14 protein-coding genes are annotated in these 13,591 nt (G+C 72.7%); 13 read left to right on the forward strand and 1 reads right to left on the reverse strand.

From position 1 onward, the window contains the following. Positions 1 to 15 precede the first annotated feature (15 nt). The 8 genes from cbiB (at position 16) to BGO22_RS18940 (ending at position 7,745) form a co-directional block, all read left to right on the forward strand. Positions 16 to 975: an adenosylcobinamide-phosphate synthase CbiB gene (gene cbiB, locus BGO22_RS18905; RefSeq protein ID WP_070397827.1), complete on the forward strand. Its 960-nt coding sequence runs from the start codon at positions 16 to 18 to the stop codon at positions 973 to 975. Then, a complete protein-coding gene (locus BGO22_RS18910; RefSeq protein ID WP_139146940.1) occupies positions 972 to 1,991 on the forward strand; it encodes an aminotransferase class I/II-fold pyridoxal phosphate-dependent enzyme in 1,020 nt (339 codons plus the stop codon). The genes cbiB and BGO22_RS18910 overlap by 4 nt, the downstream gene beginning before the upstream one ends. A 43-nt stretch (positions 1,992 to 2,034) precedes the next feature. Next, positions 2,035 to 3,045 carry a biotin synthase BioB gene (bioB, locus tag BGO22_RS18915; protein WP_083292887.1) on the forward strand — a complete coding sequence of 337 codons (1,011 nt, stop codon included), beginning with the start codon at positions 2,035 to 2,037 and terminating at the stop codon, positions 3,043 to 3,045. A 130-nt stretch (positions 3,046 to 3,175) separates the two neighbouring features. Further along, complete coding sequence (locus BGO22_RS18920) at positions 3,176 to 4,639, forward strand: cobyric acid synthase (RefSeq protein ID WP_070397825.1); 1,464 nt, start codon at positions 3,176 to 3,178, stop codon at positions 4,637 to 4,639. Between the two features lie 8 nt (positions 4,640 to 4,647). Further along, positions 4,648 to 5,775 (forward strand): nicotinate-nucleotide--dimethylbenzimidazole phosphoribosyltransferase, encoded by a 1,128-nt coding sequence (gene cobT, locus BGO22_RS18925; protein WP_070398229.1) that lies wholly within the window; start codon positions 4,648 to 4,650, stop codon positions 5,773 to 5,775. After that, the gene (locus tag BGO22_RS18930; RefSeq protein ID WP_070397824.1) at positions 5,772 to 6,593 is read left to right on the forward strand and encodes an adenosylcobinamide-GDP ribazoletransferase; all 822 of its coding nucleotides are present in this window, start codon (positions 5,772 to 5,774) and stop codon (positions 6,591 to 6,593) included. Before cobT ends, BGO22_RS18930 begins: the two co-directional genes overlap by 4 nt. After that, positions 6,590 to 7,144 (forward strand): histidine phosphatase family protein, encoded by a 555-nt coding sequence (locus BGO22_RS18935; protein ID WP_070397823.1) that lies wholly within the window; start codon positions 6,590 to 6,592, stop codon positions 7,142 to 7,144. Before BGO22_RS18930 ends, BGO22_RS18935 begins: the two co-directional genes overlap by 4 nt. Positions 7,145 to 7,400: 256 nt before the next feature. Beyond that, positions 7,401 to 7,745 carry a heavy metal-binding domain-containing protein gene (locus BGO22_RS18940; RefSeq protein WP_083292885.1) on the forward strand — a complete coding sequence of 115 codons (345 nt, stop codon included), beginning with the start codon at positions 7,401 to 7,403 and terminating at the stop codon, positions 7,743 to 7,745. 7 nt (positions 7,746 to 7,752) lie between these two features. Here the strand turns inward: BGO22_RS18940 and BGO22_RS18945 are convergent, their stop codons facing one another. Further along, positions 7,753 to 8,499, reverse strand: coding sequence for an IclR family transcriptional regulator (locus tag BGO22_RS18945; RefSeq protein ID WP_070397822.1), 747 nt, complete (start codon positions 8,497 to 8,499; stop codon positions 7,753 to 7,755). A 181-nt stretch (positions 8,500 to 8,680) separates the two neighbouring features. Between BGO22_RS18945 and BGO22_RS18950 the strand changes: the two genes are divergently transcribed. Genes BGO22_RS18950 through BGO22_RS18970 form a run of 5 tightly spaced genes read left to right on the forward strand, consistent with a single transcriptional unit; the run spans position 8,681 to position 13,521 of the window. Then, the gene (locus BGO22_RS18950; RefSeq protein ID WP_070397821.1) at positions 8,681 to 9,460 is read left to right on the forward strand and encodes an enoyl-CoA hydratase/isomerase family protein; all 780 of its coding nucleotides are present in this window, start codon (positions 8,681 to 8,683) and stop codon (positions 9,458 to 9,460) included. Beyond that, positions 9,457 to 11,082 (forward strand): acyl-CoA mutase large subunit family protein, encoded by a 1,626-nt coding sequence (locus BGO22_RS18955; RefSeq protein ID WP_070397820.1) that lies wholly within the window; start codon positions 9,457 to 9,459, stop codon positions 11,080 to 11,082. Before BGO22_RS18950 ends, BGO22_RS18955 begins: the two co-directional genes overlap by 4 nt. After that, on the forward strand, positions 11,079 to 11,495 hold the full coding sequence (locus tag BGO22_RS18960; protein WP_070397819.1) for a cobalamin-dependent protein: 417 nt from the start codon (positions 11,079 to 11,081) through the stop codon (positions 11,493 to 11,495). Before BGO22_RS18955 ends, BGO22_RS18960 begins: the two co-directional genes overlap by 4 nt. Further along, the gene (locus tag BGO22_RS18965) at positions 11,492 to 12,619 is read left to right on the forward strand and encodes a CaiB/BaiF CoA transferase family protein (protein WP_070397818.1); all 1,128 of its coding nucleotides are present in this window, start codon (positions 11,492 to 11,494) and stop codon (positions 12,617 to 12,619) included. Before BGO22_RS18960 ends, BGO22_RS18965 begins: the two co-directional genes overlap by 4 nt. Beyond that, a complete protein-coding gene (locus tag BGO22_RS18970; RefSeq protein ID WP_070397817.1) occupies positions 12,616 to 13,521 on the forward strand; it encodes an ArgK/MeaB family GTPase in 906 nt (301 codons plus the stop codon). The genes BGO22_RS18965 and BGO22_RS18970 overlap by 4 nt, the downstream gene beginning before the upstream one ends. The last annotated feature ends 70 nt before the right edge of the window (positions 13,522 to 13,591 follow it).

Genomic DNA, 13,591 nt, shown 5'->3' on the forward strand with positions numbered 1-13,591 from the left:
GGAGGGCGCCGGGTGATGGTGGTGTTCGGCCCGTTTCCCGCGCTGGTCATTCCCCTGGCGCTGCTGCTGGCGCTGGCGCTGGACCGCGCGCTGGGCGAGCCGCCCGCGCGCTGGCACCCGGTGGTGGGCATGGGGCACTACCTCGGCTTCATGGGCCGGCGCATGGCGCCGCGGGTGGGCGCGCCGCCCCGGCCGGCGCGGGCCTTCGTCGGCGGCGCGCTGGCCTGGTGCCTGGGCGCGCTGGGGGTGTTGGCCCTGACGCTCGCGCTGAACCGGCTGGTGGCTGGCTGGGCGGCTTGGGCGCAGGCGCTGGCGCTGGGCGCGCTGCTCAAGCCCCTGCTGTCGTGGCGCATGCTGCGCGACGAGGTGGCGGCGGTGGAGGGCGCCCTGGGCGAATCGCTGGCCGCCGGCCGCGCGCGCCTGGCCTGGCTGGTGAGCCGCGACGTCACCACGCTCGACGCCTCGCAGGTGCGCGAAAGCGCGATCGAGTCGCTGGCCGAGAACCTGAACGACTCGGTGGTCGCGCCGCTGTTCTGGTTCGCGCTGGCGGGCCTGCCGGGCGCCGCGCTCTACCGCTTCGCCAACACCGCCGACGCCATGTGGGGCTACCGCGGCGAGCGCCAGGGCCGCGACTGGACCTGGGCCGGCAAGTGGGCCGCGCGCGCGGACGACGCGCTGTCCTGGCTGCCGGCGCGCCTCACGGCCCTGCTGCTGAGCCCGCTGCGCCTGTGGCCGGCGCTGGCGGGCGAGGCCGCCCGCACGCCATCGCCCAACAGCGGCTGGCCCATGGCGGCCATGGCGCTGGCCCTGGGCGTGCGGCTGCGCAAGCCCGGCGTGTACGCGCTCAACGCCGACGGGCGCGGGCCCGAGGCCGCCGACACCCGGCGCGCGCTGCGCCGCGCCGGCCGCGCGCTGGCCGGGCTGGTGGCGCTCGCGCTGCTGTGGGCCTTGTTCGAATGGAGCCCCTGGGCATGAGCCTCGCAACACCCGCCGCGCATGGTGGACCCGACGCGCTGGGCGCGCCCGCGCACGACTTCTCCACCAACGCCAACGCCCTCGGGCCCTGTCCCCTGGCGCTGCTGGCCATCGCGCGGGCCGACGCCTCGCGCTACCCCGATCCCGCCAGCACGCGCCTGAAGGCCGCGCTGGCCGACTTCCACCGCGTGGCCCCCGAGCGGCTGCTGCTGCTGGCCAGCGCGAGCGAGGGCATCCAGCGCTTCTCGGCCTGGGCCGCGCGAACGGCGGGCGCCTGCGTGTGGCTGCCGCCGCACCACTACGGCGACCTCTCCCGCGCCGCCCAGGCCTGGGGCCTGGCGCGCACACCGGAAGCGGGCAGGGCGCGGCTGCTCTGGGCCTGCGAGCCCTCGTCGCCGCTGGGCCAGGCCGAGGCCGGCCTGGCCGAACGGCTGGCCGGCCTGCGGGTCGAGCAGGCCCTGGTGCTCGACCAGGCCTACGCGCCGCTGCGCCTGAGCGGCGCGCCCTCGCTGGAGGGCGCCGCGCTGGACCGCGTGTGGCGCCTGGTCTCGCCCAACAAGGCCCTGGGCCTCACGGGCGTGCGCGGCGCTTACGCCATCGCCCCGCTGGCCGCGCGCCAGGCGGTGGCCGAGCTGGAGGCCCTGGCGCCGTCCTGGCCGCTGGGCGCGCACGCCGAGGCCATGCTGATGGCCTGGGCCGCGCCCGACACCCAGTGCTGGCTGGCCGACAGCCTGGACACGCTGCGCGACTGGAAGGCCCGGCAGATCGCGCTCTGCGAATCGCTGGGCTGGACCGTGCTGCCCAGCGAGGCCAACTACTTCGTCGCCCGACTGCCGGCGCCGCGCGACACCGACGCGTTGCCCGCGCTGCGCCGCGAGCGCGGCGTGAAGCTGCGCGACGCCACCTCCTTCGGCCTGCCGGGCCACGTGCGCCTGGGGGTGCGTTCACCCGAGGATCAAGCCGCCCTGCGCGCCGCCTGGCCGCGCGGGCGCGGCGGCGACAATTCCCCGCGGTGACGGCCCCCGCCACCGCCCCGAGAGCGTTTGAGAGAAACCCACCATGCAAGACACCACCGAACAGACCATCCGCCTCATGCCGCGCCCCGGCGCGGCGCCGTCCGCGCCGTCCACCGAGCGCTGGAGCGTCGAGGTCATCGAGGCCCTGTTCGATCTGCCCTTCGCCGACCTCATGCACCGCGCCCAGAGCGTGCACCGCGAGCACCACGACCCGCGCGAGGTGGAGTTGGCCACGCTGCTGTCCGTCAAGACCGGTGGCTGCCCGGAAGACTGCGGCTACTGCCCGCAGTCGGTGCACTTCGACACCGGCGTGCAGGCCGGCAAGCTGATGGCCGTGGACGCCGTGCGCGAGGCCGCGCAACGCGCCAAGGCCGCCGGCGCCACGCGCTTCTGCATGGGCGCGGCCTGGCGCGCACCCAAGGACCGCGACGTGCAGGCCGTGGCCGAACTGGTGCGCGCCGTCAAGGCCGAGGGCCTGGAGGCCTGCGCCACCCTGGGCATGCTGGACGAGGGCCACGCCGAGCAGCTGCGCGACGCGGGCCTGGACTACTACAACCACAACCTCGACAGCGACCCCGACTTCTACGGCGACATCATCTCCACGCGCGACTACCAGGACCGCCTGGACACCCTGCAGCGCGTGCGCGGCGCGGGCGTGAAGGTCTGCTGCGGCGGCATCGTGGGCCTGGGCGAGTCGCGCCGCCAGCGCGCCGGCCTGGTCGCGCAGCTGGCCAACCTGTCGCCCGATTACCCCGAGTCGGTGCCCATCAACCACCTGGTGAAGGTGGCCGGCACGCCGCTGGCCGATCAGCCCGACCTCGACCCGCTGGAGTTCGTGCGCACCATCGCGGTGGCGCGCATCACCATGCCGCGCGCGCGGGTGCGCCTGTCGGCCGGGCGCCAGCAGATGGGCGAGGCCGTGCAGGCCCTGTGCTTCCTGGCCGGGGCCAACAGCATCTTCTACGGCGACAAGCTGCTCACCACCGGCAACCCCGACGTGGCGGCCGACCAGGCGCTGCTGGACAAGCTGGGCCTGCGCGCCCGCCAACAATGAATCACCCCCGCCGCGCTTCGCGCGACCCCCTCGAGGGGGCGACACCTGCGGCCCGGCCAAGCCGGTTCCGCGGTGTCTCCCGCTGGCGGTTCGTCGCGCGCAAGGCCTCGCGGGAGCAGGGAGTACCGATATGACAGCGGTTTGCGTGATGGTGCTGGGCACCAGCAGCGGGGCGGGCAAGAGCTGGATCGCCACCGCCCTGTGCCGCCACTACGCGCGCCAGGGCCTCAAGGTGGCGCCGTTCAAGTCGCAGAACATGAGCAACAACGCGCGCGTGGTGGCCGGGCCCGGCGGCGCCTGGGGCGAGATCGGCAGCGCGCAGTACTTCCAGGCCCTGGCCGCGCGCGCCGAGCCCGACGTGCGCATGAACCCGGTGCTGCTCAAGCCCGAGGCCGACACCCACAGCCAGTTCGTGCTGCTGGGCCAGGTCGACGAGGCCATCACGCGCCTGCCCTGGCCGCAGCGCGGCGCCAAGGCCTGGCCGGCGGTGGCCGAGTCGCTGCGCGCGCTGCGCGCCGAGAACGACGTGGTGGTGATCGAGGGCGCGGGCTCGCCGGCCGAGATCAACCTCATGCGCCACGACATCGTGAACCTGCGCATCGCGCGCGAGGCCGAGGCGCGCTGCTGGCTGGTCACCGACATCGACCGCGGCGGCGCCTTCGCCCACCTCTACGGCACCTGGGCGCTGCTGCCGCGCGCCGACCGCGCGCGCCTGCGCGGCTTCGTGCTCAACAAGTTCCGAGGCGACGAGGCCCTGCTTGATCCCGCGCCGCGGCGGCTGCAGACGCTCACCGGCGTGCCCACCGTCGGCGTGATCCCCATGCAGTGGCACCACGGCCTGCCCGAGGAAGACGGCGTCTTCGACGACCGCTCGCGCGCCGCCGGCGAGGTGCACACCCGCATCGCGGTGATCGCCTGGCCGCGCATCAGCAACCTCGACGAGTTCCAGCCGCTGAAGAACCTGCCCGGTGTGCGCCTGCAATGGGTGCGCTCGCCGGCCGACGGCGCCGGGGCCGACGTGATCGTGCTGCCCGGCAGCAAGGCCACCGCGGCCGACCTGGCCTGGCTGCGCGGGCAGGGCCTGGACCGCTGGGTGGCCGAGCACGCCGCGCGCGGCGGCCGCGTGCTGGGCGTGTGCGGCGGCCTGCAGGTGCTGGGCGAGGCGCTCATCGACACCGAAGGCATCGACGGCAACGCGCCCGGCCTGGGCCTGCTGCCGCTGGTCACCACCTTCGAGCGCGACAAGACCGTGCGCCGCACCGAGGCGCGCTTCGGCGCGCTGCACGGGCCCTGGTCCGCGCTCTCGGGCGTGCCGGTGCGCGGCTACGAAATCCACCACGGCCAGACCGCGCCGCACCCGGCCCTGCAGGCCGCCGGACAGACGGCGCACGAGGCCATGCCCGGCCTGGCCTGGCAAAACCGCGAAGGCAACGTGCTGGGCCTGTACCTGCACGGCCTGTTCGAGGACGATCGCGTGCTTCAGGCCCTGTTCGGTGCCCGCGTCCCCACGCTGGAAACGGTGTTCGAGGGCCTGGCCGACACCCTGCAGGCCCACGTGGCCCCGGGCGCGCTGGACGCGCTCATCGCTTCATGAGCAACACCATGCCCCACACCACCGCTTCTCCTTTCCGCGTGCCGGAGGTCGCCGACCTGCACGACGCCGCGCTGACCGCCGCGCTGCAGTCCGCCATCGACGGCAAGACCAAGCCCCTGGGCTCGCTCGGGCGCATCGAGTGGCTGGCGCAGCGCATCGGCGCCGTGCTGGGCACGGCCACGCCCGAGCTGCGCGAGCCGCAGATGCTGGTCTGCGCGGCCGACCACGGCCTGGCCGCGCGCGGTGTGTCGGCCTACCCGAGCGAGGTCACCCACCAGATGGTGCGCAACTTCGTCGCCGGCGGGGCGGCGGTGAGCGTGCTGGCGCGCCAGCACGGCATCGCCCTCACCGTGGTGGACTGCGGCGTGCGCGAGGCCGTGCCCGAGCAGCCCGGCCTGCTGTCGCGCCGCCTGGGCCCGGGCACGCAGGACGCGCTGGACGGCCCGGCCATGAGCGCCGAGCAGTGCGAGCAGGCCCTGGCCCACGGCGCCGATGTGGTGCGCGGCCTGCCGGGCAACGCGCTGCTGCTCGGCGAGATGGGCATTGGCAACACCTCGGCCGCCTCGCTGCTGCTGGCGCGCCTGGGCGGCCTCGAGGTGGGCGACGTCACCGGTGCCGGCACCGGCCTGAACGCCGATGCCGTGCTGCGCAAGATCGGCGTGCTGCGCGCGGTGCTGCAGCGCCACGCGCAGGCGCGCGAACCCCTGGCCGCGCTGGCGGCCTTCGGCGGCTTCGAGATCGCCACGCTCGCGGGCGCGGCGCTGCAGGCCGCGGCCGAGCGGCGCGTCATCCTGGTCGACGGCTTCATCGCCAGCAGCGCGGTGCTGGTGGCCAGCAAGCTGCGCCCGCACCTGCTGCAGCGCTGCGTGTTCGCGCACCGCTCGGGCGAGCGTGGTCACGCGCTCATGCTGGCGCACCTGCGGGCCGACCCCTTGCTCGACCTTGGCCTGCGCCTGGGCGAAGGCTCGGGCGCGGCCCTGGCCTGGCCGCTGCTGCAAAGCGCCTGCGCGCTGCTCAATCAGATGGCCAGCTTCGCCAGCGCGGGCGTGTCGCAGTCGGCCATCGACGCGGCGCCCGCCGCGCGGGCCGAGCCCGAGCTCACGGCGGCCGACGCCTCGCGCAAGCCCGCGCGATGAGCCGTTTCCTCCGGCACTACCTGCTGGCCCTGCAGTTCTTCACGCGCGTGCCCGTCACCGGCCGCCTGGCCGCCTGGGTGGGCTACAGCCCGGCCATGCTGCGCGCCAGCGCGGCGCATTTCCCGGGCGTGGGCTGGCTGGTGGGCCTGTGGGTGGCGGCGGTGTTCGCCGCCTTGCTGTGGGCCTTGCCCGCGCTGCCCGCCGCGCCCTGGGTGGCGGCGCTGGGCGCCACCGTGGCCGGCGTGCTCATGACCGGTGCCTTCCACGAGGACGGGCTGGCGGACCTGGCCGACGGCCTGGGCGGCAGCGCGGACCGCGCGCGGGCGCTGGAGATCATGAAGGACTCGCGCATCGGCAGCTTCGGCGCCATCGCGCTGGTGCTGGCGCTGTCGTGCAAGGTGGCCTTGCTCGCGCTGCTGGCGCAGGGGGACCCGGCGCGCGCGGTGGCGGCGTTGTTCCTGGCGCAGGTGGTGTCGCGCGCGGCGCCGCTGGCGGTCATCTACACGCAGCCGCACGTGGGCGACGTGGCCGGCTCCAAGAGCAAACCGCTGGCCGATGGCCTGACGCTGGCCGCGCTCCTGGCCGGCCTGTCGTGGATGGCGCTGGCGCTGCTGCTGGTGGTGGCGCGTTTTCCCGGCATGGGCTGGTGGGCCGGCGTGCTCGGCGCGGCGCTGGGCACCGCCTGGATGGCGCGCCTGCTGTGGCGCCGCCTGCGGGGCTTCACCGGTGACGGCCTGGGTGCCACGCAGCAGGTGGCCGAGCTGCTGTTCTACCTGGGCCTGGCCGTCGCCTGGTCTGTCGAGGGACCCACCGCATGAAGCTCTGGTTGATTCGCCATGCCGCCGTCGCCTTGCCGCCGGGCCTGTGCTACGGCACCACCGACGCGCCCGCCCTCGCCGACGCCACGCTGGCGGCGGCCGAGGCCGTGGCCGCCACGCTGCCGCGGCATGTGCCGCTGTGGGTGTCGGGCCTGACCCGCGCGCAGCAGCTGGCGGCCGCGCTGCAGCGACTGCGGCCCGACCTGGGCGCCGCGCGCGTGGAGCCGCGCCTGAACGAGATGGACTTCGGCCGCTGGGAGATGCAGGCCTGGGAGGCCATCCCGCGCGCGGCCTTCGACGACTGGATGGCCGATTTCTCGCACCACCGCTTCGGCGGCGAGGAAAGCACGCAGCAGGTGATCGACCGTGTGGCCGAGGTCGTGCTGGAGTTGCACGCGGCCGGCATCCGCGAGGCGGCCTGGGTCACGCATGCAGGGGTGGTGCGCGCGGCGCTGTACCTGCGCGAGCACGGGCGGCGGGTCATCGAGGGCGCGCATGAGTGGCCTGAACGCGTGATCGAGCCGGGGGGCTGCGTCGAGCTGGTGTTCTGAGGGGGCGTTTCGTGGGTGGTGTTTCGCGCGTCTGCTTCTTCTTGGGCCGGCGGTGTTGACGCCAACCGTGATGGAGAACCCGGGCAGTCGTCCGCGAGCAGGCCGGAGAACGCGGACCCCGCCACCCGTCCATGCGAGGTCCACGAGCGAAATCAGCGAGAACACCCAGAGAGCAAACCCAGAGAGAAAACCCAGCTGAGCTAAGCTGAACCGTCACCCCGATCCGGGTGGCGATTCAACACAACGGAGCACGCGCATGGGCTGGTTTTCCAAGGCACCCACCGGTTTCTTTCTCAGCACCACCACGCCGCCTGGCGTGGAACGCGGCCAGATGCTGGGCGTGGTGCATGGCGAAGCCATCATCGGCGCCAACATCTTCCGCGACATGTTTTCCTCCATCCGCGACGTCGTCGGCGGGCGCGCCGGTGGCTACGAGCGCGCGCTCTCCGGAGCGCGCGACGCGGCGGTGGAAGACCTCATCGAATCGGCCCGCGAACTCGGCGCCAACGGCGTCATCGGCATCGACTTCGACTACGAAGTCCTGGGCGAGGCCAACGGGATGATGATGGTCGCGGTGAGCGGCACGGCGGTGAAGCTCTAGCCTGCGCTCAGTCGCGCACCAGCTGCCGCGACAAAAAGCCGCAGGATGCGATCAGCAGGCGGGCGATTTCGGCCACGTTGTCCTGCAGCCGGTGCTGCGGCCCGGCCACCGCCACCGCCAGCGACTCGTGGTGGGCCGTCAGAAAGGCCGCCACCGCCCACACGTCGCCCACGTTCTCGCCGCGCGTCACGAAATAGCCCAGCTTGCGGCTTTCCAGCACGTCGGCGATCAACACCTCCGGGTCGGTCAGGGTGTTCGAGGTCACGGCCGGCAGTTCGCGCGCCTTGAGCCACTCGCGCATCTCGGCCTCTTTCAGGCTGCCCAGCAGCGCCTTGCCGATGGAGCTGGAGTGCAGGGGCTTGAACTCGCCGGGCTTGGAGGTGTAGCGGATCGCGTGCAGGCCCTCGATCACCTGCAGGTAGATCACCGAGTCGCCCTGGCGCTTGCCCAGGATGACGGTCTCGCGCGTGGCGTCGCGCAAGCGCTCCAGCACCGGCGTGGCGCGCTCGATCAGCGGGTCCTTGGCGGCGATGTCGCGCGCCACGTCGAACATGCGCCGGGTGGGGTAGAGCGCGCGCGGCCGCGTCAGCGTGTAGAGGTAGCCGCGCGCCACCAGGGTGTTGACGATGGCATGGCAGGTGCTCTTGGGGATGCCCACCGTCTCGGCCAGGTCGGTCAGGGACATGGGGCGCTGGCTGGCCTGGAAGGCTTCGAAGATGTCGATCACTCGGTCGATGGCGGGCACGCTGCTCATGCGGGTCTCCGGATTGGGAAGTAAAGCAAACGGTTGTTCGGTATATTGAACAAGTCCGTCTGGCGACGGCTTGGCGGCCCGTTTTGGCCGCATTTGTTCGGCGTATTGAACAACAGTTCTTGATTGAGAAGAAGTCTGTTCCTAGCATGACCCCAAGGTCAGACAAAGGAGACAGACCATCGTGTCCAGCCAGGAAGACATCGCGGTGCGGGAAGGCGCTCAGGGCGCCGTCTGGATCACCATCGACAGGGCCTCGAAACACAACGCGCTCGGCCGTCAGGTGCTGGCCGGCTTGAGCCGCGCGGTGAACGAATACGGCCGGCGACCGGACACCCGCCTGCTGGTGTTGCAGGGCGCGGGCGAGCGCTACTTCGCGGCCGGCGGGGACCTGAAGGAACTGGCCGACGTGCGCGACGAACGCGCCACGCATGAGATGGCCGACCGCTCCCGCGCCGCCCTGGACGCGGTGCGCCACTGCCCGGTGCCGGTGCTGGCCTACCTGAACGGCGACGCCATCGGCGGCGGCGCGGAGCTGGCCCTGGCCTGCGACCTGCGCCTGCAGGCCCACCACGCGCGCATCGGCTTCATCCAGGCCAAGCTGGCCATCAGCTCGGCCTGGGGCGGCGGGCCGGACCTGTTCCAGCTGGTGGGCAGCGCGCGCGCACTGCGCATGATGGCCCGCTGCGAACTGGTGGACGCCCAACAGGCCCTGCAGTGGGGCCTGGCCGACGCCGTCATCGGCGACGGCCCCGAGGGCGAGGACATGAGCGCCTTCCTGGCGCCCATGCTGGCCTGCCCGTCGCAGGTGCTGCGCGGCATGAAGACCCAGGCACGCGCCTGGCGCGAGGGCGAGGCCCTGGCGCAGCGGCGCGACACCGAGCGCAGCCAGGTGATCAGCACCTGGCTGCACGACGACCACTGGCGCGCGGCCGAGCGCGTCCTCACCAAGAGCGCCCGATGAAGCGAGACCAACTTCCCAACGCCGCGCGCGCGGCGGAGCCCCGGCTGCGCGCCGTGAGCCCGAGCGGCATCGAGGTGCCGACCCAGGTGGACGCCTCGGCCGTCGATGCCTCGCGCATCGGCAAGCCCGGCGAATACCCGTTCACGCGCGGCATCTTCGAGGACGGCTACGCCGGCCGCCTGTGGACCATCCGCCAGTACTCGGGCTTCGGCACGGCCGAGGAATCCAACGAGCGCTACAAATTCCTGCTCGCCAAGGGCCAGACCGGCCTGTCGGTGGCGCTGGACCTGCCCACGCAGTGCGGCCTGGACCCGACGCACCCCATGGCCCGGCCCGAGATCGGCAAGGTGGGGGTGTCGCTGTCCAACCTCAGCGAAGCCGAGATCCTGTTCCGCGACCTGGACCTGTCGAAGATCTCCACCTCCTTCACCATCAACGGCACGGCCGCCATCGTCTACGCCATGTACCTGGCGGTGGCGGACAAGCAGGGCGTGCGCCGTGACCAGCTCACCGGCACGATCCAGAACGACATCCTCAAGGAGTACGTGGCGCGCGGCACCTGGATCTTCCCGGTGCGCCCCTCGATGCGGCTGATCGCGGACTCCATCCTCTACTCGAACGAGACCTCGCCGCGCTTCAACCCGATCAGCATCGCCGGCGCCCACGTGCGCGACGCCGGCGCCACGGCGGCCGAGGAGATGGCCTATACGCTGGCCAACGGCCTGGCCTATGTGGACGAGCTGCAGGCGCGCGGCGGCGACGTGGAGAAGTTCGCCAAGCGCCTGTCCTTCTTCTTCTACGTGCACATGGACTTCTTCGACGAGATCGCGAAGTTCCGCGCGGGCCGCCGCCTCTGGGCGCGCTTCATGAAGGAGCGCTACGGCGCCAGGGACCCCAAGGCCCAGCACTTCCGCTTCGGCGTGGTCTGCGGCGGCTCGTCCCTGGTGGCGCCGCAGCCCTACAACAACGTGGTGCGCGTGGCGGTGGAGACCATGGCCGCGGTGTTCGGCGGCGCGCAATCCGTCTTCACCTGCGCCTTCGACGAGGCTTTCCAGATCCCGACCGAGTTCTCGGCCGAGCTGGCCGTGCGCACGCAGCAGATCCTGGCCTACGAGAGCGGCATCGGCCGCAGCGTGGACCCGCTGGGCGGCAGCTACATGCTGGAACAGCACACCGACCGCATGGAGGAGCAGATCCAGCGGGTCATGACCGAGATCGATGCCTACGGCGGCGTGGTGCGCGCCATCGAGGACGGCTGGATCCAGATGCGCCTGGCCGAGCGCGGGCTGCAGCGCAAGCTGGACAACGACAGCGGCCTGAGCGTGGTGGTGGGCCAGAACCATTTCAAGAAAGAGGACGAGGAGGTGCGCGTCGGCGAGGTCTTCACCCTGGACCCGACCGTCGCCAGCCGCGCGCTGGAGAAGTTCCAGCGCGTGATGGACACGCGCGACAACGCCGCCGTGCAGCGCTCGCTGGAGCGCCTGTCGCGGGCGGCGGCGCAGGACCGCGAGAACGTCATGCCCTACCTGGTGGACTGCTGCCATGCCTACGCCACCGTTGGCGAAATGGTCGCCAGCCTGAAGCAGCAGTGGGGCGAATTCAAGGAGCCGGTGAACCTATGAGCACACAAGCGAGCACCGCCGCGCTGGCCTCGCGGCGCATCCTGATCGGCAAGCCCGGTCTCGATGGCCACGACATCGGCGCCAAGATCATCGCCCTGACCCTGCGCAACGCCGGGGCCGAGGTGATCTACACCGGCCTGCGGCGCAGCCCGCAGCAGATCGCCCAGGTGGCGGTGGACGAGGGCGTCGATGCCGTCGGCCTGAGCATCCTCTCGGGCAGCCACAAGGAGCTGGTGGCCGACGTGATCGTGCAGCTGCGGGCCATGAAGGCCGAGGGGGTGAAGGTTTTCGTCGGCGGCACCATCCCGGCGGAAGACCACGCCCACCTGCGCGGGCTGGGCGTGAGCGCGGTCTTCACCGCCGACATGCCGCTCGAGCGCGTCGTGGCCGAACTGGCCGAGAGCCTGGCATGACGGCGCCGCTGGCGGGCATCCGCGTGATCGAGGTCGGCCACATGCTGGCCGGCCCCTACTGCGGCCTGATGCTGGCCGACATGGGTGCCGAGGTCATCAAGGTCGAGACGCCCGAGGGCGACATCGCGCGCAGCGTCAGCCCGCATTTCGTGGGCCCGCACAACGCCTACTTCGCCAGCCTGAACCGCAACAAGAAGAGCGTGGTGCTGGACCTGGCCTCGCCCGAAGGCCGCGCCGACCTGCTGCAGCTGGCCGCTTCCGCGAACGCCCTGGTCACCAACCTGCGGCCCTCGGCGATCCGCAAGCTCGGCCTGACCTACGAATCCCTGCGCGTGGCCAACGAGCGCCTGGTCTGCGTGGCCCTCACGGGCTATGGCTTGGACGGCGCGCACGCCGACAACCCGGCCTACGACTACGTCATCCAGGCCCTGACTGGCGTGATGGCGCTCACCGGCGACCCCGAGGCGCCGCCCACCAAGGCCGGCTACTCGGCGGTGGACAACTCGGCCGGACTGGTCGCGGCCCTGGGCCTGCTGGCCAAGATCGTCGAAGGCAAGGGTGGCCAGGTCGACGTCTCCATGTACGACGTGATGCTCTCGCAGCTCAACTACCTGGCGGGCGCCGCGCTCAACGCCGGCGAGACGGTGGAGCGCCAGCCGCATTCGTCCCACCCCTACGTGGTGCCGGCCCAGGTGTTCGCCACTTCGCAGGGCTGGCTCACGCTGTTTATCACGCACGACCGTTTCTGGAAGGTCTTCTGCGAGGAGATCGGCCAGCCCGGCTGGATCGCAGATCCGCGCTTCGCCACCATGGCCGCGCGGCGCGCCAACCGGGCGCAGGTGGTGGCCGCCATTGGCGCCGTGCTGCGCCAGGCGAGCGCGGACGAGTGGGTGCGCCGCCTCGCGCCGCGCGGCCTGGTGGTGGCCGCCGTGGGGTCGCTCAACGACGCGCTGGAAGGCGACATTGCCCGCGACCGCGGCCTGGTGGTCACGCTGGGCGATGGCGGCGTGGCGTTGCGCGCGGTGGCCAGCCCGCTGCGCTTCAGCGGCTACGTGCCGCGCTACGGCCTGCCGCCGCTGCTCAACGAGCACGCGGAAACGGTCCTGCGCAAGGACTTGGTGTGAACACGCGCGCCGCCGCCCAGCTGGACCGCTGGGCCCTGAGCCGGGCCCTGACGCGGCTGGCCAACGCCGACCCGATGGCGCTGGCGGACGCGCAGGCTGAAGTGCCGGGCACGCGCGCCCGCCGCATCGGCCTGACCGGTGCGCCGGGCGCGGGCAAAAGCTCGCTTGGCGGGCACCTGGCGCGGCTGCGCCTGGCCAGCGGGCAGCGCCTGGGCGTGCTGGCGGTGGACCCGAGCAGCCCGCGCACGGGCGGCGCCATCCTGGGCGACCGCGTGCGCATGGACGATCTGGTGGACGACGAGCGCCTGTACATCCGCTCGCTGGGCTCGCGACGCACCGGCGACGGCCTGGCCGACAACCTGCCCGAGATGCTGGACCTGATGGACGGCTTCGGCTTCGACGAGGTGCTGCTGGAGACGGTGGGCGTGGGCCAGGCCGAGCACGCGGTGCGCGCCCAGGTGGACACCGTGGTGCTGGTGCTGCTGCCCGACAGCGGCGACGCGGTGCAGGCCATGAAGGCCGGCATCATGGAGATGGCCGACATCTTCGTGGTCCACAAGTGCGACCTGCCGGGCGCCCAGCGCGCGGCCACCGACCTGCGGCGAGTGGCCGCGCTGCAGCCGCCCGCGGCACAGGACTGGGTGCCGCCCATCCTGCTGACCAGTTGCGCGCATCCCGAGAGCATCGCCGCGCTGTCGCAGGCCATCGACCAGCACCAGGCCTGGCGCGCGCAGCACGCGCCCGAGGCCGGCCTGGCGCGCGCGCGCTACCGGCTGCGCCGACTCATTGAACGGCGCGTCGCCCGCTTCGTGGCGGCGCAGGACGCGCCCTTCTTCCAGAAAAGCCTGTCGGCGCAAGCCGACGCGGCGCTGCGCGCGGCCCTGCCGCGCGAGGAGGCCTAGGCGGTCCCGCGGCGGACCGGCGATGGCGTGGAGTGGCATGGCCCCGCCGACAGGCGATGGGGCGTTCAGC

Origin of the sequence: Hydrogenophaga sp. 70-12 (genome assembly GCF_001897365.1) — a bacterium.
GTDB lineage: Bacteria > Pseudomonadota > Gammaproteobacteria > Burkholderiales > Burkholderiaceae_C > Hydrogenophaga > Hydrogenophaga borbori.

Excerpts from the sequence above, each read along its gene's own strand:
- BGO22_RS18940 (WP_083292885.1), top strand. The coding sequence starts at position 7,401 with ATGGGCTGGTTTTCCAAGGCACCCACCGGTTTCTTTCTCAGCACCACC.
- bioB (WP_083292887.1), top strand. The coding sequence starts at position 2,035 with ATGCAAGACACCACCGAACAGACCATCCGCCTCATGCCGCGCCCCGGC.
- BGO22_RS18920 (WP_070397825.1), top strand. The coding sequence starts at position 3,176 with ATGACAGCGGTTTGCGTGATGGTGCTGGGCACCAGCAGCGGGGCGGGC.
- BGO22_RS18960 (WP_070397819.1), top strand. The coding sequence starts at position 11,079 with ATGAGCACACAAGCGAGCACCGCCGCGCTGGCCTCGCGGCGCATCCTG.
- BGO22_RS18930 (WP_070397824.1), top strand. The coding sequence starts at position 5,772 with ATGAGCCGTTTCCTCCGGCACTACCTGCTGGCCCTGCAGTTCTTCACG.
- BGO22_RS18910 (WP_139146940.1), top strand. The coding sequence starts at position 972 with ATGAGCCTCGCAACACCCGCCGCGCATGGTGGACCCGACGCGCTGGGC.
- BGO22_RS18965 (WP_070397818.1), top strand. The coding sequence starts at position 11,492 with ATGACGGCGCCGCTGGCGGGCATCCGCGTGATCGAGGTCGGCCACATG.
- BGO22_RS18955 (WP_070397820.1), top strand. The coding sequence starts at position 9,457 with ATGAAGCGAGACCAACTTCCCAACGCCGCGCGCGCGGCGGAGCCCCGG.
- BGO22_RS18945 (WP_070397822.1), bottom strand. The coding sequence starts at position 8,499 with ATGAGCAGCGTGCCCGCCATCGACCGAGTGATCGACATCTTCGAAGCC.
- cobT (WP_070398229.1), top strand. The coding sequence starts at position 4,648 with ATGCCCCACACCACCGCTTCTCCTTTCCGCGTGCCGGAGGTCGCCGAC.
- BGO22_RS18935 (WP_070397823.1), top strand. The coding sequence starts at position 6,590 with ATGAAGCTCTGGTTGATTCGCCATGCCGCCGTCGCCTTGCCGCCGGGC.
- cbiB (WP_070397827.1), top strand. The coding sequence starts at position 16 with ATGGTGGTGTTCGGCCCGTTTCCCGCGCTGGTCATTCCCCTGGCGCTG.